Origin of the sequence: Actinoplanes sp. NPDC051494 (assembly GCF_044454705.1) — a bacterium.
GTDB lineage: Bacteria > Actinomycetota > Actinomycetes > Mycobacteriales > Micromonosporaceae > Actinoplanes.
Window position 1 is genome coordinate 489,526 of record NZ_JBITDZ010000003.1, and the last position, 18,909, is coordinate 508,434.

Here is an 18,909-nt window from a genome sequence, read left to right on the forward strand (position 1 = left end):
GGCGGGACCGCCCCGGTCGGCATGCCGGTGGACGACGCCCGGCCCGGCTTCACCGCCAGGGCCGTGGCGGTGCTGGGGATCACCGCACTGCTCGCGGTGATCATCGACCAGGTCGTCAAGGAACTCTCGACGAACGGCCTGACCGAGGGGGAGCCCGTACGCATCCTCGGTGGTCTGGTCTATCTGTCCCTGCTGCGCAACAGCGGGGCCGCGTTCAGCCTGGGCAGCGGCTACACCTGGGTGTTCCCGCTGGTGACCCTCGTGGTGATCGGCTGGATCGGGTGGATGGCCACCAAGCTGCGCTCGGTGCCCTGGGCGGTCGCGCTGGGCCTCGTGCTCGGCGGCGCGCTCGGCAACCTGGGGGACCGGCTGTTCCGGGCCCCCGGCGTGTTCCAGGGGCACGTGGTCGACATGATCAGCCTCTTCGGTCCGTACGGGGAGTATTTCGCGGTGTTCAACATCGCCGACAGCTGCCTCAGCGTGGGCGTCGTCCTCGCGGTCCTGCTCGAGTTGACCGGGCGTCAGCGGGACGGTTCCCAGCCCGCCCGGAAGGTGGCTTCCTCATGACCGCGCGCTCCCTGCCCGTACCCGACGGTCTGGACGGCATGCGTCTCGACCAGGCCGTGTCGCGTCTCTTCGGCCTGTCCCGCACGGCGGCCGCGTCCCTGGTCGAGGCCGGCGACGCGCTGGTCGACGGCTACCCGCGGCCGAAATCCGACAAGGTCGCGGCCGGGTCGTGGCTCGAGGTCACGCTGCCCGCGCCGGTCACCGCCCCCACGCTGGTGGCCGAGCCGGTGCACGGGATGAGCATCGTCTACAGCGACGACGACATCGTGGTGGTCGACAAGCCGGTCGGCGTCGCCGCGCACCCCAGCCCCGGCTGGACCGGGCCGACCGTGATCAGCGGGCTGCTCGCGATGGGGCAGAACGTCGCCACCAGCGGCGCCGCCGAGCGTCAGGGCATCGTGCACCGCCTCGACGTCGGCACCACCGGGCTGATGGTCGTCGCGAAGAGCGAGATCGCGTACAGCGTGCTCAAGCGCGCGTTCAAGGAGCGCGAGGTCGACAAGCGCTACCACGCGATCGTCCAGGGGCACCTCGACCCGCTGCGCGGCACCATCGACGCGCCGATCGACCGGCACCCGACCGCCGACTACAAGTTCGCGGTCATGAACGACGGCAAGCCCAGCGTGACGCACTACGACACGATCGAGGCGTTCCGGTCGGCGAGCCTGATCGACGTCAAGCTGGAGACCGGCCGGACCCACCAGATCCGGGTCCACTTCTCCGCGATGCGCCACCCGTGCGTGGGCGATGTCACGTATGGTGCGGACCCGACCCTCGCCGCCCGGCTGCGGCTCGGCCGACAGTGGCTGCACGCCCGTGAGCTGGGCTTCGTCCACCCGCGCACGCACGACGAGGTCCGGTTCGTCAGCGAATACCCGGCCGACCTCGAGTACGCGATGGACACGCTCCGCGACGCGAACTGAGAACCTGCCGTAGGGGGAGCTTGCATGTGGCCCGGGGACCGCATGATGCCACCGCTGGTACGCGGCCGGGCCCACCCGGGTCCCGGCCCGCTCCGGCTGCGCGTCATGACCGGGCTGGCCCTCGCGGCGGCCGCGGCGCTGCTGGTCACCGTGGTCCTCAGCACCGACCGGGGACCCCTGGCCGAGCACCCCGCCGGTGACGTCGTCCGGGTCGGGGTGGTCGACGGCCAGTCCGTCTCCGGCTACCTGCGGTCCACCCGAGGCGAGCTGACCGCGATGATCCCGTCCGGCGGCACCCCGACCGCCGGGGACACCTGGGCGCTGGTCAGCCTCGCGGCCTACGTCGCCCCCGACGACCTGCGCGGCCTGCTCGGCGACGTGCCGGTCGCCCAGGTGTACGCGCGGGCCCCGATGGCCGGGCCCCGGACCCCGGTCGTCCGGATCCCCGTCTACCGGATGCCCGAGGACGTGGTCACCGGCCTGCTCGACGCCGCGGTCGCCCGGGACGTGGAACAGGCCGACTACCGCAAGCTCGGCGGCGAGCTGCACGGCGACGGCGACAACGAACAACGGCTGCGCCGGGCGTACGACACCGCCGCGCGCACCGCCGCCGCCGAGTCGGCGGCCTTCCGCGCGCGCTGTGCCTGCGTCTTCGCCGCGGTCGTCCGGGCCGGCCCGTCGGCGCTGGATTTGATCGCCGCCCGCTCCGACGTTCGAGCGGTCGACCCGGCACCGGAGGTACGCAGCCTCGACCGCACCGAATTCCGCCCGGTCCGGCCCGAGGAGACAACGACCGTCCCCGATGAGGAAAGCCCCTCCGGGCCGATAGTTTCGGCCCCGTCGGCGGTTGCCCCGGAAACCTCCGCGCCACTACCCTCATCGTCCGGGGCCGGTGTGACATCAGCCTCATCCGACAGGCGCAGCACGTCCGCCCCGGCACCGGAGGAGAGCACCGCCGCACCGTCCGTGCCGCCCACCGATCCGGTCCCCGAGCAGCGGACCACCGATCCGGGAGCATCCCAGGGCGCTCCCGGGCGTTGAGACTGCGTCGGCACACATCCGTGCCGGCGTCCGGAGACGTACTGACAGTCGCGGGAGCCGTACGCCCGCCCGGCGCCGATGGGTGACCAAGAGCGCGCGTATTTGCGGCCCGCAGGTGTGGCCCGAATAGGGTAGGCGTCCGTAGCCTGTGCAGGACAGTGCACCGGATGGTTGCCACAAGCAGTGTCAGGTGGCTGAACGGTTACGCGTTGTGGTCTGCCTTCCGGGCGGGCATCTCGCCTTCCGGGCGGGCATGGGGTCTGTCCTCCGGGCAGGCATCGAGCAGGAATCGACTGAGCACCGAGTAGGCGCTGGGAGGACGAGCCGTGGACGGGACCGAGACCGGCTGGGGCCGGCCTGCGGAACCAGCACCTCGCTGGCGAGCGCTGCTCGACCGGGCTCGTCACGGTTCCCGCACCGAGCAGGAAGCCCGCGAGGCCGAGCAGGACGACGAGGCCGAGGCCCGGCGACAGGCCGGCCAGCCGCCGCTGCCCAACCGCCCGCAGGGCCGCCCGTTCAACCCGCTCGACCCGCGCACGCGCGACCAGTCGCCGCAGCCCTACTCCCCGCCGGCGCCGCCGCCACTGAACCCTCTCGATCGCCGCCCCGGCCGGGCCGGCCTCGGCGAACGCCTGGGCGCCACCGAACAACCCGAGCGCGGCGGTCTGCCGGACCGCGGTCTGCCGGACCGCGGTCTGCCGGACCGCGGTCTGCCGGACCGCGGTCTGCCGGACCGCGGTCTGCCGGACCGCGGTCTGCCGGACCGCGGCCTGCTGGGCGAACGCGGCCCTCAGCCCCTTCCTGAGCGAAACGGCCTGCCCGAGCGTGGTGGCCTGCCCGAGCGTGGTGGCCTGCCCGAGCGGAACGGTCTTGCTGAGCGAAACGGCCTGCCTGAACGGAACGGTCTTGCCGAGCGGGGTGGGCTGCCTGAGTGGGGTGGTCTCTCCGAGCGTGGCGGTCTGCCCGAGCGTGGCGGTCTGCCCGAGCGTGGCGGTCTGCCCGAGCGCGGCGGCCTGCCCGAGCGCGGCGGCCTGCCCGAGCGCGGCGGCCTGCCTGATCGGGGTGGAATGTCCGATCGGGGGCCGGGTTCGGTGGCCGACCGTGGTGGGCTTCCGGAGCGGGCCCCGCTGGAGCGCGGTCCCATGGGCGACCGGCCGATGGGTGACCGCTCCATGGGTGACCGCTCCATGGGTGAGCACCCGATGGGTGACCGGCCGATGGGCGATCGACTCCTCGGCGACCGTTCTCTGAGCGACCGTTCTCTGAGCGACCGTTCTCTGAGCGACCGTTCTCTGAGCGACCGTTCTCCGGGTGAGCGTGCCCCGGGGGACCATGCCCCGGGTGAGCGTGCTCCGGGGGGCGAGCGGGGTGCTGAGTGGGGCAGCCAGCCGTCGCCGGGTGGTCCTCTCGAGTCTCGCCGGCAGTCGCGGATCGGGGAGGGTTTCCAGGCCCGGTCGGACGCCGAACCGCACAGCTTCTTCAACCCCGCCACCCGGCCCTCGCCGCCGATCGGGCGGGGTGGGCCGGATCAGGTGCCGCCGCGCGGTGCCGCGTCGGTCGGGTCGGCCTCGGTGCCGCAGCCCGCCGCGGGGCTCGCGCCGCCCGTACCCGCGCCGTTCCAGGCCCCGGTGCAGTCACCGATGCACCCGGCGCCCCCGCGGCAGGCTCCGGTGCCGCAGCAGGCCCCGCCCAGCGCGCTGTATGAGCCCGCGCCCACCCACCCGGGATCCGGTCAGCCGGGCTTCGGTCAGCCCGCGCCCACCCACCCGGGTCCCGGCCAGCCCGGCCACATTCAGCCCGGCCAGCCCGGACCCGGCCAGCCCGGCCCTAACCAGCCGGGGCCCAACCACCAGCCCGTGCCGCATCAGGGCGTGCCTCATCAGGGGGCGCCGCAGCAGAACGCGCCGAGTCCGACCTCGCCGGCGCCGGCGCGGATCGAGTGGCGGCATCAGAGCCGGCCGGAGCCGGAGAACCGCGCGGTCTCGATTCTTCGGCGGAAGCTGGGCAAGCCTCGGGTGCTGGCGTTCGCCAACCCGAAGGGTGGCGTGCACAAGACCACCGCGACGGTGCTGGCCGCGGCCACGGTCGGCAGTGTCCGGGGCCGGGGTGTGCTGGCCTGGGACGACAACGAGCTGCGGGGCACCCTGGGGCTGCGGGCCGGCAGTGCCCGGCACGCGCGCACGATCCGGCACCTGGTCGGCGACCTGATCGAGATCGAGAACATGCACGGTAACGACCTGATGCAGTTCTTCGACGGCTACCTGCGGCATGCCTCCGACGGATCGTACGACGTGCTGGCGGGCGAGGAAAATCCGCGCTTCGCCCAGCGCCTGGACCAGAGCACCGTCAGCCGGGTGATGGACCTGCTGCGGCGTACCCATGATGTGATCTGTGTGGACACCGGCAACAACGTGGAGAGCGTCAACTGGCAGACCGTGATGCGCAGTGCCGATCAGCTGGTCGTCACGACGGTGCCGCGCGAGGATGCCGCGTTCACCGCCGACTGGATGCTGGACGTGCTCAACGAGACCGGCCAGGAGGAGCTCGTCGCGAACGCGGTGACGCTGATCTCCTGCCCGTCGCCGGGGAAGCTCCCGCTGCTCGACGATCTGGCCAAGCACTTCGCCACCCGTACCCGGGCTGTCGCGGTTGTTCCTTACGACCCGGCGCTGGAAGTCGGGTCATCGATCGAGTACGGAGTGCTACAACCCGAGACCAAGCAGGCCTGGCTGCGGGCGGCAGCTGTGATGATCGAGCCATTCGCCGAATAGATCGGGTGTCACCGGTGCCGTCGGTACCTCCCCGGGTCTAGGCTCGCAGGGCTGTATCTGCCGCAGGCGTTAGGGGGCCCTGGGTGTCTGACTCGTTCGTGCACCTGCACGTGCACACCGAGTATTCGATGCTCGACGGAGCCGCCCGGGTGAAGGAGCTGCTCGCCGAGGCGAACCGGCTCGGCATGCCCGCCGCGGCGATCACCGACCACGGGAACATGCACGGGGCGTACGACTTCTACACGCAGGCGAAAGCCGCGGGTGTCACGCCGGTGATCGGGGTGGAGGCCTACGTCGCCCCCGAGTCGCGGCTGCACAAGAAGCGCGTCAAGTGGGGCCGGCCGGAGCAGAAGAGCGACGACATCTCCGGCAACGGCGCCTACACCCACATGACCATGTGGGCCCGCAACGCGGTCGGTCTCAAGAACCTGTTCCGGCTCAACTCGCGGGGCTCCATCGAGGGCCAGCTCGGCAAGTACCCGCGGATGGATTTCGACATCATCGCGGAGCACGCCGAGGGCATCATGGGCACCACCGGCTGCCCGTCCGGTGCCGTGCAGACCCGGCTGCGGCTGGGCCAGTTCGACGAGGCGCTGGCGTCCGCGGCGCAGTATCAGGAAGCCCTGGGCAAGGACAACTACTTCCTCGAGATCATGGACCACGGCCTGTCCATCGAGAAGCGGGTCCGTGACGGGCTGCTCGAGATCGGCAAGAAGCTCGACATCAAGCCGCTGGTGACCAACGACTCGCACTACACCCACGAGGCCCAGGCCGCGGCCCACGACGTGCTGCTGTGTGTGCAGACCGGCAGCAACGTGGCCGACCCCAACCGGTTCCGGTTCGACGGCGCCGGTTACTTCGTGAAGTCGGCCGACCAGATGCGCGCCGTCGACTCCTCCGAGGCCTGGCAGCAGGGGTGCCGCAACACCCTGCTGGTGGCGGAGCGCGTCGACATCGACGGCATGTTCACGTTCAAGAATCTCATGCCCCGGTTCCCGATCCCGGAGGGTTACTCCGAGGAGGAATTCTTCCGGCACACCGCGTTCGAGGGGCTCCGGGCCCGCTTCCCGGGCGGCATCCCGGACTCGCACATCAAGCAGGCGGAGTACGAGCTCGGGATCATCATCCAGATGGGCTTCCCGTCGTACTTCCTCGTGGTCGCCGACTTCATCCAGTGGTCCAAGCGCAACGGCATCGCGGTGGGCCCGGGGCGTGGCTCGGCGGCGGGGTCGCTGATCGCGTACGCGATGGGTATCACCGACCTCGACCCCATCCCGCACGGCCTGATCTTCGAGCGGTTCCTCAACCCCGAGCGCATCTCGATGCCCGACGTCGACATCGACTTCGACGAGCGCCGGCGGGCCGAGGTCATCAAGTACGTCACCGACCGCTGGGGCGAGGACAAGGTCGCCCAGATCGCCACGTTCGGCACGATCAAGGCGAAGGCCGCCATCAAGGATGCCTCCCGCGTCCTCGGTTTCCCGTACGCCGTGGGCGACCAGATCACCAAGGCGATGCCGCCGGACGTGATGGGCAAGGGCATCACGCTGGGTGGCATCTTCAACAAGGACGACAAGCGGTACAGCGAGGCCGGTGAGGTCAGGTCGCTGTACGAGCAGAATCCCGACGTCAAGAAGGTCATCGACACCGCGCGGGGCATCGAGGGCCTGATCCGGCAGACGGGTGTGCACGCGGCCGGCGTCATCATGAGCGCCGAGCCGATCATCGACCACATCCCGCTGATGCGGCGCCCGGCCGACGGCGTGATCATCACGCAGTTCGACTACCCGACGTGTGAGACGCTCGGCCTGCTCAAGATGGACTTCCTGGGCCTGCGAAATCTGACGATCATCGATGACGCGGTCAAGAACATCAAGCTCAACCACGACCTGGACCTCGACCTGCTGGGTCTGCCGCTGGACGACCCCAAGGCGTACGACCTGCTGGCGCGCGGTGACACCCTGGGCGTGTTCCAGCTCGACGGCGGCCCGATGCGCTCGCTGCTGCGGTTGATGAAGCCCGACAACTTCGAGGACATCTCCGCCGTCCTGGCGCTGTACCGCCCCGGCCCGATGGGCGTCGACTCGCACACCAACTACGCGCTGCGCAAGAACAAGCTGCAGGACATCACCCCGATCCACCCGGAGCTCGAGGAGCCCCTGCGGGAGATCCTGGAGCCCACCCACGGCCTGATCGTGTACCAGGAGCAGGTGCAGCGCGCCGCGCAGATCCTCGCCGGTTACACCCTCGGCCAGGCCGACCTGCTGCGCCGGGCCATGGGCAAGAAGAAGAAGGAGATCCTCGAGAAGGAGTTCAAGCCGTTCCTGGCGGGCTGTCAGCAGAACGGTTACTCCGACGAGGCCACCCAGGCGGTGTGGGACGTCCTGGTCCCGTTCGCCGGGTATGCGTTCAACAAGGCGCACTCCGCGGCGTACGGCCTGGTGTCCTACTGGACGGCCTACCTGAAGGCGCACTACCCGGCCGAGTACATGGGTGGTCTGCTGACCAGTGTCGGTGACGACAAGGACAAGATGGCGATGTATCTGGCCGAGTGCCGGCGCATGGGCATCCAGGTCCTCCCGCCCGACGTCAACCAGTCCGCCGGCCCGTTCACCCCGGTCGGCAAGGACATCCGCTTCGGTCTCGGCGCGGTCCGCAACGTCGGCCACAACGTGGTCGAGGCCATCGTCCGGGGCCACAAGGAGAAGGGCGACTACACCAGCTTCTACGACTTCCTGTCGAAGGTGGACGCGGTCGCCTGCAACAAGAGGACGATCGAGTCGCTGATCAAGGCCGGCGCGTTCGACTCCATGGGGCACAGCCGCAAGGGCCTGCTCGCGGTGCACGCCGAGGCCATCGACGCGTTCGCGGACGTGAAGCGCAAGGAGGCCGCGGGGCAGTTCGACCTGTTCGGGGCGTTCGGCGACGAGAACGGCGGGGCCGCGACCGTGGCCATGCCGACGATCACCGACAGTGAGTGGGACAAGCGCGACAAGCTGTCCTTCGAACGCGAGATGCTCGGTCTGTACGTCTCCGACCACCCGCTCGCCGGCCTGGAGCAGATGCTCGCGAACGCGGCGGACACCTCCATCGCGTCGCTGAACGAGGACGGTTCGGTCCCGGACGGCCAGGTCGTGACGCTGGCCGGCATCCTGACCGGGGTCCAGCGGCGGATCACCAAGCAGGGCCGGGCGTGGGCGTCGGCGACGCTCGAGGACCTGGCCGGCGGGGTGGAGGCGCTGTTCTTCCCGAACACCTACGAGGTCATCGGCCAGTACATCGCCGAGGACGCGATCGTGGTGGTCAAGGGCCGCATCGACCGCCGCGACGACACCCCGCGGATCATGGCGATGGACATGTCGATGCCGGACGTGACGCACAACCCGGACTCGAAGCCGATCACGCTGACCATGCCGATCACCCGGTGCACCCCGCCGCTGGTGGCCGATCTCAAGGAGATCCTGGTCAGCCACCCCGGTGACGCCGAGGTGCATGTCCACCTGCTCAACGGCAGCCGCAAGACGGTGATGCGGCTGGGCGGTTTCAAGGTCGCGCCGACGCCCGCGCTGCGGGCCGACCTGAAGATGATCCTCGGTCCGTCGGCGGTCGCGTGATGGTCCGCAGCGGACGTCCAGCCGGACCTGGCAGGATCGGGGCGTGAACCCGAACCACCAGGACCCGAACCACCCGGACTCGGCGCACCAGGATCCGAACCACCAGGATCCGATGCAGCGGCGCGACGATCCGGACCCGGTCTATCTGTACGGTCCTCCGCCCGGCCCGGAAGCGGTCGAGTCCGGCGACCAGGGCCCCGAGGAGGGCTGGACGATTGTCGAGCCGCCGCGGGTGAAGCGCCCCTGGCGGCGTACGCTGCTGGTCGCGGTCGTGATCATCGTGGTGATGGCGGTCGCTGGCGCCGCTCTCGGGCTGCTCTGGGCCTGGCTCGCGCCGACGGTGCCGGTGGTGAACGCCGGCGGCAACGGCATCGTGGTCAACGACCCGTCGCCGGAGGAGTACATCGCTGCCGACGGCTGGTTCACGCTCATCGGTTTCGGGTTCGGCCTGGTCGCCGCGATCGTCGCGTGGCTGGTGCTGCGCCGCGACCGGGGTCCGGCGATCCTGATCGGGGTGACGCTCGGTGGCCTGCTCTCGGCGCTGACCATGTGGGCGGTCGGCCGGCTGGTCGGGCTGTCCGCGTGGAACGACTGGCAGCAGAGCTCGGCCGCGGGCGACTCGTACGACCGCCCGCCGGACCTCCACGCCCACGGCGCGCTGCTGGTCACCGCGTTCGCGGCGGTGATCGTCACGACGCTGCTGGCCGGCTGGTCGAACGACCCCGACCTGGACCTGCCCGGCGCGAAGCCCGGTTACGGCCGTGACCTCGCACCGGCCGGCGAGGCCGGGACGGAACTCAGTTCGGGCTCACCGGCCGGGCCAGATCCGACAGCGGCACCGGCACCGCCCGCACCCTCGCCAGCAGACCCGCCTCGCGGTTGAGCAACCGCAGCTCGGCCCGCAGCCGGGCCGCGGTGTCGGGGGCGGCGAGCAGGTCCTGACGCTCGTCGGTGGTCAGCTGCGCGGTGGCCGCGACGAGGTGCGACAGCACGGTCGGGTCGTCCGGCACCTGGTCGAGCACCTCGGAGTCGGGGCGCAGCAGGTCGAGGTAGGTGCGGAACGCGGCCAGCACCCGCGGCGCGAGCAGCGCGGCGATGTCGCCGCGGGACTCCTCGTCCGGCAGCCACTCCACCTCGGCGGTCAGGTAGGGATGCGGTGACTCCGCGGTGATGGCCAGCACCCGGAACCGCCGCCGGCCCACCGTGACGATGTCGAAACGGCCGTCCGGCAGCTCGGTCACCTGACGCAGCTCCGCCGTGCAGCCCACGGCGTAGAGCTGGTCGGCGGAGACCGGCGGCCCGTCGGGGCGCTCCCCGTCGCCGTCGCCGGACGTGGTCTCGAACGCGGCCGGGGCCTCGAGGCCCTGCCGCATCGTGACCACGCCGAACTCGTGCGGATCGTCATCGGTCGTGGCGACGAGATCGCGCACGAGTGTGCGATACCGCTCCTCGAAGATGTGCAGGGGCAGCACCAGGCCGGGGAAGAGCACCGTGCCCAGCGGGAAAACCGGGAGAATCGCGCCCACCGGACGAGACTATCGCCCTTGTTTGCGCTCCGCCCCCTCCGTACGGCCGCGATCTTTTCGTCGCGCCCGGGTTTCCGGAGGCGGTGCGGCCGGGAAAAGCCGCAAAGTGGCAGTTCCCACTGCCTGGAACCGGGTCCGGGGGCCCTCGGCCCGGCGGCCTAGACTTGGCGGCGTGTTGAACCGGATCGACCTGCGCGGTTCCCTTCGGGACCCGCGCGGTCTGCTGCCCCGTGCCCAGCTCGACGTCTCCCAGGCGGTCGAGACGATCAGGCCCGTCGTGGAGGCGGTCCGGGAGCATGGTTTCTCAGCGATCCGCGAGGCCACCGAGAAGTTCGACGGGGTACGCCTCGAGCGGCTGCGCGTGCCGGTGGAGACGATCCGGGCCGCGGCCGAGACACTCGACCCCGACGTCCGCGCCGCCCTGCTGGTGTCGATCGAGCGGGCCCGCAAGGTGCACGCCGACCAGCGCCGCACCGACGTCACCACCCAGGTCGTACCCGGTGGTTCGGTCACCGAGCGCTGGGTGCCGGTGTCCCGGGTCGGTCTCTACGTCCCCGGCGGTCTCGCCGTGCTGGCCTCCACCGTCGTGATGAACGTGGTGCCCGCCCAGGCGGCCGGCGTCGAGTCGCTGGTCGTGGCGAGCCCGCCGCAGGCCTCCAACAACGGCCTGCCCGACCCGACGATCCTCGGCGCCTGCGCGCTGCTCGGCGTGACCGAGGTCTACGCGGTCGGTGGCGCTCAGGCGATCGCGATGCTGGGTTACGGCAGCGCCGGACGGTCCGGTGCCGCCGACGAGGCCGGCTTCGAGCACTGCGCGCCGGTCGACGTGATCACCGGGCCGGGCAACATCTGGGTGACCGCGGCCAAGCGGCTGCTGCAGGGCACGGTCGGCATCGACGCCGAGGCCGGCCCGACCGAGATCGCGATCCTGGCCGACGACACCGCCGCCCCGGCGCACGTCGCCGCCGACCTGATCAGCCAGGCCGAGCACGACCCGCTCGCGGCGAGCGTGCTGGTCACCGACTCCCCGGCGCTGGCCGACGCGGTCGACGCCGAGCTCGCGGTCCAGGTGCCCGTGACCAAGCACGAGGCCCGGATCCGCGAGTCGCTGGCCGGCCGGCAGTCCGGTGTGGTCCTGGTCGACGACCTCGAACAGGGGCTCGCCGTGGTCGACGCGTACGCCGCCGAGCACCTCGAGATCCAGACCCGCGACGCCCGCGCCCTCGCCATGCGGGTCCGCAACGCCGGGGCCGTCTTCGTCGGCGCCTTCTCGCCGGTGTCGCTCGGTGACTACGCGGCCGGCTCCAACCACGTCCTGCCCACGGCGGGTTGCGCGCGGCACTCGTCCGGCCTGTCGGTCCAGTCGTTCCTGCGCGGCATCCACGTCGTCGAGTACGACGAGGCCGCCCTGCGGGAGACCGCCCCGCACGTGGTCGCGCTCGCCAACGCCGAGGACCTGCCCGCACACGGTCAGGCCGTGACCGCCCGCTTCCCCCGGGGAGAGTCGTGACCACGATCGACGATCTGCCGATCCGCGACGACCTGCGGGGCCAGACGCCGTACGGCGCTCCCCAGCTGGATGTCGCGGTGCGGCTGAACACCAACGAGAACTCGTACCCGGTGCCGGACGCCGTGGTCGACGCGATCGGCAAAGCCGTCCAGGCGGAGCTGCGCGACCTCAACCGCTACCCGGACCGGGACGCGGTCGCCCTGCGCACCGACCTCGCCGACTACCTCGGTCACGGCCTCGGCGTCGCGAACGTGTGGGCGGCCAACGGCTCCAACGAGGTCCAGCAGCAGCTGCTGCAGGCGTTCGCCGGGCCCGGCCGGGTCGCGCTCGGCTTCGGCCCGTCGTATTCGATGCACCCGCTGCTCGCGGTCGGCACCGGCACCCGCTGGGTGGGCGCGCTGCGCGATCCCGACTTCGCGCTGACCCCCGCGGCCGCCGTCGCGCAGATCGCGGAGCACCGGCCCGACCTGGTGTTCCTGTGCTCGCCCAACAACCCGACCGGCACCGCGCTCGACCCCGAGGTGGTGACCGCGGTGCTCGGGGCCGCGCCCGGCATGGTGATCGTCGACGAGGCCTACGCCGAGTTCGCCCGCCCCGGCGTCCCGAGCGCGCTGGCGCTGCTGCCCGGCCACCCGCGCCTGGTCGTGACCCGCACGATGAGCAAGGCGTTCGGCTTCGCCGGCGGCCGCCTCGGCTACCTCGCCGCCGACCCGGCCGTGGTCGACGCCGTCCAGCTCGTCCGCCTGCCCTACCACCTGTCGGCGCTGACCCAGGCCGCCGCCCGGGCCGCACTGTCGCAGCGGGACGCGCTGCTCGCGACCGTGGACGCGATCAAGGCGCAGCGCGACCGGATCGTCGCGACGTTGCGTGCGCGGGGGGTGCCGGTCGCCGACAGCGACGCCAACTTCGTGCTGTTCGCCACCGACCCCGACCAGAAGGCCGTCTGGCAGGCGTTCCTCGACCGCGGGGTGCTGATCCGCGACGTCGGCCTGCCCGGCTGGCTGCGGGTCACCGCCGGCGACCCCACCGAGACATCCGCGTTCCTGACCGCCGCCGAGGAGATCCTGTCGTGAGCCGCACCGCCCGCATCGAGCGCGTCACCAACGAGACCAAGGTGCTGGTCGAGATCGACCTCGACGGCACCGGCAAGGGCGATCTAGCCACCGGCGTCGGCTTCTACGACCACATGCTCAACCAGCTCGCCAAGCACGGCGGCTTCGACCTGACCGTGCGCACCGAGGGCGACCTCGAGATCGACGCGCACCACACCATGGAGGACACCGCGCTGGCGCTGGGCGAGGCGTTCGCCCGGGCGCTCGGCGACAAGGCCGGCATCCGGCGGTACGGCTCGGCGACCATCCCGATGGACGAGGTGCTCTGCCGCGCCGCGATCGACCTGTCCGGCCGTCCGTACGTGGTGCACGACGAGCCGCAGCTCGCGCCGTACATCGGGCCGGTCTACCCGACCAGCATGACCCGGCACATCTTCGAGTCGTTCGGCCACGCCGCCAAGGTGACCCTGCACGTCAGCGTGCTGCGGGCGGCCCGTGACGGCGGTTACCCGGACGCCCACCACGTCGTCGAGGCGCAGTTCAAGGCGTTCTCCCGGGCACTGCGTGAGGCCGTCGAGATCGACCCGCGCAACGCCGGGGCGCTCCCGTCGACGAAGGGCGTGCTGTGAGCCTGGTCCCGCTGCTGCTGCTCGGCCTCGCCGGCATCCTGGTCGGCGGCGTGATCACCCTGGTCCAGCAGAAGGCGACGAAGTTCTCCATCGGCCTGGTCGGGGTGCTCGCCCTGATCGCGCTCGCCGGTGGGGTGCTGTGGATGATCCCGGGGGAGTCATGACCGACGTCGTCATCCTCGACTACGGGTCCGGCAACCTGCGCTCGGCCGAGCGCGCGGTCGCGCGTACCGGCGTGACCGTCACGGTGACCGACGACCTGGCCGCCGCCGCCGCCGCGGACGGGCTGGTCGTGCCCGGGGTCGGCGCCTACGCGGCCTGCATGGCCGGCATCGGCAAGCTCGGAGCCGGGCCGGTCATCGCGGAACGGGTCGCGGCCGGCCGGCCGGTGCTCGGCATCTGCGTCGGCATGCAGATCCTGTTCGAGTCCGGCCTCGAGCACGGCGTCGAGACCCGTGGCCTCGGGCTGCTGCCCGGTGCCGTCACCAAGCTCACCGCACGGCGCATCCCGCACATGGGCTGGAACACGGTCACCACCCCGGCCGGCACGGTGCTGCTCGACGGGCTCGCCGGCGACACGCGGTTCTACTTCGTACACTCGTATGCCGCCTCTGATCTGGCCGCCCTCGACGCGGCCGGCGCCAAGGTGACCACCGCGGCCCACGACCAGCCGTTCGCCGCCGTGGTCGAGCACGGCGCGCTGTCGGCCGCGCAGTTCCACCCGGAGAAGTCGGCCGACGCCGGCTACGCGCTGCTGCGCAACTGGGTCACCGGGCTCTGACGGATGAGCAAGGAAAGGGCCCGCCGCCGGGCCGAACGGACCGCCGTCCTGGAACGCGAGAAGGCGGCCCGTGCCCGTAAGGTCGCACGGCGCAACGGGCGCCGGGCCCTGGTCCGCAAACTCACCCCGCAACGCCGCGGGTCCGGGCGCCTCTACCGGCGCAGCCGGTCCCAGCGGGCCGGGATCATCGCGATCCCGGTGGCCGCGGCGGCGCTGATCTGGTTCCTGGTGCCGGACATCGCGCTCCGGATCGTACTCATCGCCCTGATCGTTCTCGTCCTCCCGGCCGTGGTCGTCGTCGTCCTCGGCCGCCGGTGATAAGGAGTTTTCCGTGACTCTCTCCCTGCTGCCCGCCGTCGACGTCGCGGACGGTCAGGCGGTGCGCCTCGTCCAGGGTGCCGCCGGCTCCGAGACCAGCTACGGTGACCCGCTCGAAGCCGCCCTCGCGTGGCAGAACGACGGTGCCGAATGGGTGCACCTGGTCGACCTCGACGCCGCGTTCGGCCGGGGCTCCAACGCCGCGCTGCTGGCCGGTGTCGTCGACCGGCTCGACGTCAAGGTCGAGCTCTCCGGCGGCATCCGCGACGACGAGTCGCTGCGCGCGGCGCTCGCCACCGGCGCCGCCCGGGTGAACATCGGCACGGCCGCGCTCGAGGACCCGGAGTGGTGCGACCGCATCTGCGGCGAGTTCGGCGACCGGGTCGCCATCGGCCTCGACGTCCGCGGCCGCACCCTGTCCGCCCGCGGCTGGACCCGCGACGGCGGCGACCTGTGGGAGGTCCTCGAACGCCTCGACAAGGCCGGCGCGGCCCGCTACGTCGTCACGGACATCACCAAGGACGGCACCATGAAGGGCCCGAACCTCGAGCTGCTGCGGGACGTCTGTTCGCGTACGGCCGCACCGGTCATCGCGAGCGGCGGCGTCTCCACCCTGGACGACCTGCGCGCCCTGACCACCCTCGAGCCGATCGGCGTCGAGGGCGTCATCGCGGGCAAGGCCCTGTACGCCGGAGCCTTCACCGTCGCCGAGGCGCTGGCGGCCCTGGCATGACGGTGGCGGTGCGGGTGATTCCCTGTCTCGACGTGGACGCGGGGCGGGTGGTGAAGGGCGTCAATTTCGTCGACCTCCGCGACGCCGGTGATCCGGTCGAGCTGGCCGCCGCCTACGACGCGGCCGGTGCCGACGAGCTGACGTTCCTGGACGTGACCGCGTCGTCGGACGACCGGGGCACGATGCTCGACGTGGTGCGGCGCACCGCCGAGTCGGTGTTCATCCCGCTGACCGTGGGTGGCGGGGTGCGCTCGGTGGAGAACGTCGACACCCTGCTGCGGGCCGGGGCTGACAAGGTGGGTGTGAACACGGCCGCCATCAACCGGCCCGAGCTGATCGCCGAGATCGCCGACCGGTTCGGCAACCAGGTCCTCGTGCTCTCGCTGGACGTGCGCCGGCAGGCCGATCAGCCCAGCGGGTGGGAGGTCACCACGCACGGCGGCCGCCGCAGCGCGGGCCTCGACGCGGTCGCGTGGGCTCGCCGGGTCGCCGAGCTGGGTGCCGGGGAGATCCTGCTGAACTCCATGGACGCCGACGGCACCAAGGCGGGATTCGACCTGGGCCTGATCGCGGCGGTGCGGGCGGTCGTCGGCATCCCGGTGATCGCCAGCGGGGGAGCGGGTGCGGTCGAGCACTTCCCGCCCGCGGTCGAGGCCGGGGCCGACGCGGTGCTCGCGGCCAGTGTCTTCCACTTCGGCGAGCTGACCATCGGCCAGGTCAAGGACAGTCTGCGCGCGGCCGGCAACCCGGTCCGGCGGTAAGGGCGCCCGACCGGATCAGCGGTCGTCGGCGAGGCGCAGCGAATACTCGCGGACCGCGGCGTTGTAGGTCTTGTCGTCCAGTTCCCAGTCCGACTCGCCGGGGGTCGCCGCGCGGTTGAGCTGGGTCTGCAGCGTCACCACGGCCGAGGACAGGCCGCTGAACGGGCGGGTGCGCCAGAGCTGTTCGCCGGCCGGGGCCACCTCGACGATGTCGTCGTCGACGGTGAGCAGGCCCGCGCCGGTCAGGCGGCGGACCGCCTCCTCCAGCTCCGTGCGGCTGGGGACGCTGTGGTGCAGGAAGTCGGCCGCGGCGAGGACGTCGGCCAGGCTGGCGCCGGTCACCGGCAGGGCGGCGTGCAGGGCCCGGTCACGCTCGAGGCGTTCGGCGATGACCGCGGACACGAAGATCCAAGCGTCGTTCCAGTGCCACCCGCCAGCCCCCATGTCGTCATGATGCCGTCTGGTCGCCCAACCGGAAAGCGATTGTGTCGCGATGATCACCAAGCTGTGTCCAGGGGGCGGACATTTCACCCGGTCGGTCCATTCAGGATGGTACGAGCTCCGGGCGCGGTGCGGGGACCGCGAAGATCGGCATCAGCAGCTGGACGAGCGGTCCGATGGCCAGGGCGTACGCGATGGTGCCGACCCCCGCGGTGCCGCCCAGCACCAGGCCCACCGCCAGCACCGTCACCTCGATCGAGGTCCGCACCAGGCGGATCGACAGCCGGGGGAAACGGTGCACGATCCCGGTCATCAGGCCGTCGCGCGGGCCGGGCCCGAAGCGGGCGCCGATGTACATGGCGGTGGCGACCGCGTTGAGCAGGATGCCGGTGACCAGGAAGCCGATCCGCGCCGGCAGGCCGTCGCCGGCGTCGAGCACGGACAGCGCGTACTGCGCCACGAAACCGATGATCACCAGGTTGGCGACGGTGCCGAAGCCCGGTCGCTGCCGCAGCGGGATCCAGATCAGCATCACCACGGCGCCGGCGATCAGGGCCACCCACCCGAAACCCAGCCCGGTGGTCCGCGACGCGCCCTGGTGGAAGACGTCCCAGGGGTTGCCGCCGAGGCTGGAGTCGACCATGAATCCGGTGCTGACGCCGTACAGCACCAGGCCGGTGAAGAGCTGCGTCACCCGGCGCGGGAGGCGGTTGCCAAGATCCTTCATAACTGCCACTCTGAAGGCCAATCCACGGCTCTGACAGAGCCAATTCGCGGGCGGTGGTTATGACGACGTCGGTGCGAGGGGGCCAATTGGCTCGCCTGCTCGGTCAGTGGCACTCCCTGCCGGGCCGGCACCGCAGTCCCGACTATGCCGCCCTCGCCGGCGCCGTCCGAGGGCTGCTCAGCGACGGCCGGCTGCCCCTCGGGGTCCGGGTCCCGGCCGAACGCGAGCTCGCCGAGTCGCTCGGCATCAGCCGGACGACCGTCACCGCCGCGTACCGGAGCCTGCGCGAGAGCAACCACCTGACCAGCCGGCGCGGCGCCGGGAGCTGGACCACCCTGCCGAACGGGCACCGGGTGGCCACCTCCGGGCTCTGGACCCCGATCGATGACCTCGACATGATCGACCTGGGGGTGGCCGCGTCCGCCGCCCCGGCCGAGCTGGTCCCCGCCGCCCGCGCCGCCGCCGAGGACCTGCCCCGCTTCCTGGGCAGCGCCGGGTACAACCCCACCGGCCTGGGCGAACTGCGCGACGCCGTCGCCGCCGCGTACACCGCGCGCGGCGTACGGACCAGCCCCGAGCAGATCCTCATCACCAACGGCACCCAGCAGGCCCTCGACCTCGTCCTGCGCCTCAGCGTCCCGGCCGGCGCCCCGGTGCTGGTGGAGACCCCGACCTATCCCAACGCGCTGGCCGCGCTCGCCGCCCGCCGCGCCCGGATCAGCACCCACGGGCTCGATTCCGCGACCGGCTGGGATGCCGAACTGCTGCTCGGCGCGCTGCGGCAGACCCGGCCCCGGCTCGCGTACCTCATCCCGGAATTCCAGAATCCCACCGGCCACCTCATGTCGGCCGAGCTGCGGGAACGGCTCGTGGCCGCGGCCCATGCGACGGGCACCGAGCTGGTCGTCGACGAATCGTTCGTCGACCTGCCCCTCGGCGGCACCGTGCTGCCGCCACCCGTCGCGGTCTTCGACCGGCACTCGCGGGTCGTCTCGATCGGCGGCATGAGCAAGGCCTACTGGGGTGGCATCCGGATCGGCTGGGTCCGCGCCTCGGCCCCGCTGGTGCAGCGCCTGGCCGCGCTGCGCGTCGGCGTCGACATGGGCAGCCCGGTCCTCGAACAGCTCGTCGCGGTGCGCCTGCTCCGCGACGCCACCGCGATCGTGACGGCTCGCCGCACCCAGCTCGCCGAACGCCGCGACGCCCTGGTCACGGCGCTGCGCGAACACCTACCGGAATGGCAGTTCACGCTGCCCACCGGCGGTGCGACGATCTGGGCGGAGCTGGACGGCCCGATCTCCAGCGCGCTGGCCCGCGCCGCCGAGGAGGTCGGTGTGCGCCTCGCCCCCGGCCCCCGCTTCGGCCTCGACGGCACCCTCGAGCGCTTCATCCGGTTGCCGTACGCGCTGCCGGCCGAGGATCTGATCGAGGCCGTCAAGCGCATCGCGTCGGTCCGCTACGACCTCGACCGGGCCGCGCGGCCGGAATGGCGCACCCCGGCGGTCATCGCCTGAC

18 protein-coding genes are annotated in these 18,909 nt (G+C 71.8%); 15 read left to right on the forward strand and 3 right to left on the reverse strand.

Annotated features, from left to right (window positions below; genetic code table 11):
• The first annotated feature begins 21 nt into the window (after window positions 1-21).
• The 6 genes from lspA (at window position 22) to ACIA6A_RS14825 (ending at window position 9,799) form a co-directional block, all read left to right on the forward strand.
• Entirely contained in the window at window positions 22-567 is a 546-nt protein-coding gene (gene lspA / locus ACIA6A_RS14800; RefSeq protein WP_396098131.1) for a signal peptidase II, read from the forward strand.
• Complete coding sequence (locus tag ACIA6A_RS14805) at window positions 564-1,490, forward strand: RluA family pseudouridine synthase (protein ID WP_396098132.1); 927 nt, start codon at window positions 564-566, stop codon at window positions 1,488-1,490. The genes lspA and ACIA6A_RS14805 overlap by 4 nt, the downstream gene beginning before the upstream one ends.
• Before the next feature lie 24 nt (window positions 1,491-1,514).
• The gene (locus ACIA6A_RS14810; RefSeq protein WP_396098133.1) at window positions 1,515-2,531 is read left to right on the forward strand and encodes a hypothetical protein; all 1,017 of its coding nucleotides are present in this window, start codon (window positions 1,515-1,517) and stop codon (window positions 2,529-2,531) included.
• A gap of 1,430 nt (window positions 2,532-3,961) precedes the next feature.
• Window positions 3,962-5,302, forward strand: a complete 1,341-nt coding sequence (locus ACIA6A_RS14815; protein ID WP_396098546.1) for an AAA family ATPase — start codon at window positions 3,962-3,964, stop codon at window positions 5,300-5,302.
• A gap of 83 nt (window positions 5,303-5,385) precedes the next feature.
• On the forward strand, window positions 5,386-8,916 hold the full coding sequence (dnaE, locus tag ACIA6A_RS14820; protein ID WP_396098134.1) for a DNA polymerase III subunit alpha: 3,531 nt from the start codon (window positions 5,386-5,388) through the stop codon (window positions 8,914-8,916).
• Between the two features lie 43 nt (window positions 8,917-8,959).
• A complete protein-coding gene (locus tag ACIA6A_RS14825; protein WP_396098135.1) occupies window positions 8,960-9,799 on the forward strand; it encodes a hypothetical protein in 840 nt (279 codons plus the stop codon).
• Here ACIA6A_RS14825 and ACIA6A_RS14830 read toward each other — a convergent pair.
• Entirely contained in the window at window positions 9,714-10,442 is a 729-nt protein-coding gene (locus ACIA6A_RS14830) for an LON peptidase substrate-binding domain-containing protein (RefSeq protein WP_396098136.1), read from the reverse strand. The genes ACIA6A_RS14825 and ACIA6A_RS14830 overlap by 86 nt on opposite strands.
• Window positions 10,443-10,614: 172 nt before the next feature.
• Here ACIA6A_RS14830 and hisD point away from each other — a divergent pair, with 172 nt between their 5' ends.
• Genes hisD through hisF form a run of 8 tightly spaced genes read left to right on the forward strand, consistent with a single transcriptional unit; the run spans window position 10,615 to window position 16,226 of the window.
• A complete protein-coding gene (hisD, locus tag ACIA6A_RS14835; protein WP_396098137.1) occupies window positions 10,615-11,952 on the forward strand; it encodes a histidinol dehydrogenase in 1,338 nt (445 codons plus the stop codon).
• Complete coding sequence (locus tag ACIA6A_RS14840) at window positions 11,949-13,025, forward strand: histidinol-phosphate transaminase (RefSeq protein WP_396098138.1); 1,077 nt, start codon at window positions 11,949-11,951, stop codon at window positions 13,023-13,025. Before hisD ends, ACIA6A_RS14840 begins: the two co-directional genes overlap by 4 nt.
• A complete protein-coding gene (gene hisB, locus ACIA6A_RS14845; RefSeq protein WP_396098139.1) occupies window positions 13,022-13,633 on the forward strand; it encodes an imidazoleglycerol-phosphate dehydratase HisB in 612 nt (203 codons plus the stop codon). The genes ACIA6A_RS14840 and hisB overlap by 4 nt, the downstream gene beginning before the upstream one ends.
• Window positions 13,630-13,797, forward strand: coding sequence for a hypothetical protein (locus tag ACIA6A_RS14850; RefSeq protein WP_396098140.1), 168 nt, complete (start codon window positions 13,630-13,632; stop codon window positions 13,795-13,797). The genes hisB and ACIA6A_RS14850 overlap by 4 nt, the downstream gene beginning before the upstream one ends.
• A complete protein-coding gene (gene hisH / locus ACIA6A_RS14855) occupies window positions 13,794-14,414 on the forward strand; it encodes an imidazole glycerol phosphate synthase subunit HisH (RefSeq protein WP_396098141.1) in 621 nt (206 codons plus the stop codon). The genes ACIA6A_RS14850 and hisH overlap by 4 nt, the downstream gene beginning before the upstream one ends.
• Window positions 14,415-14,417: 3 nt before the next feature.
• Complete coding sequence (locus ACIA6A_RS14860) at window positions 14,418-14,732, forward strand: hypothetical protein (RefSeq protein ID WP_396098142.1); 315 nt, start codon at window positions 14,418-14,420, stop codon at window positions 14,730-14,732.
• A gap of 13 nt (window positions 14,733-14,745) precedes the next feature.
• A complete protein-coding gene (gene priA / locus ACIA6A_RS14865; protein ID WP_396098143.1) occupies window positions 14,746-15,465 on the forward strand; it encodes a bifunctional 1-(5-phosphoribosyl)-5-((5-phosphoribosylamino)methylideneamino)imidazole-4-carboxamide isomerase/phosphoribosylanthranilate isomerase PriA in 720 nt (239 codons plus the stop codon).
• Entirely contained in the window at window positions 15,462-16,226 is a 765-nt protein-coding gene (hisF, locus tag ACIA6A_RS14870; protein WP_396098144.1) for an imidazole glycerol phosphate synthase subunit HisF, read from the forward strand. Before priA ends, hisF begins: the two co-directional genes overlap by 4 nt.
• A gap of 15 nt (window positions 16,227-16,241) precedes the next feature.
• Here hisF and ACIA6A_RS14875 read toward each other — a convergent pair whose 3' ends face one another.
• Window positions 16,242-16,670 carry a hypothetical protein gene (locus ACIA6A_RS14875; protein WP_396098145.1) on the reverse strand — a complete coding sequence of 143 codons (429 nt, stop codon included), beginning with the start codon at window positions 16,668-16,670 and terminating at the stop codon, window positions 16,242-16,244.
• 100 nt (window positions 16,671-16,770) lie between these two features.
• Window positions 16,771-17,394, reverse strand: a complete 624-nt coding sequence (locus tag ACIA6A_RS14880; protein WP_396098146.1) for a YitT family protein — start codon at window positions 17,392-17,394, stop codon at window positions 16,771-16,773.
• Between the two features lie 59 nt (window positions 17,395-17,453).
• Between ACIA6A_RS14880 and ACIA6A_RS14885 the strand changes: the two genes are divergently transcribed.
• Window positions 17,454-18,908 (forward strand): PLP-dependent aminotransferase family protein, encoded by a 1,455-nt coding sequence (locus ACIA6A_RS14885; RefSeq protein WP_396098147.1) that lies wholly within the window; start codon window positions 17,454-17,456, stop codon window positions 18,906-18,908.
• Window position 18,909 lies beyond the last annotated feature (1 nt).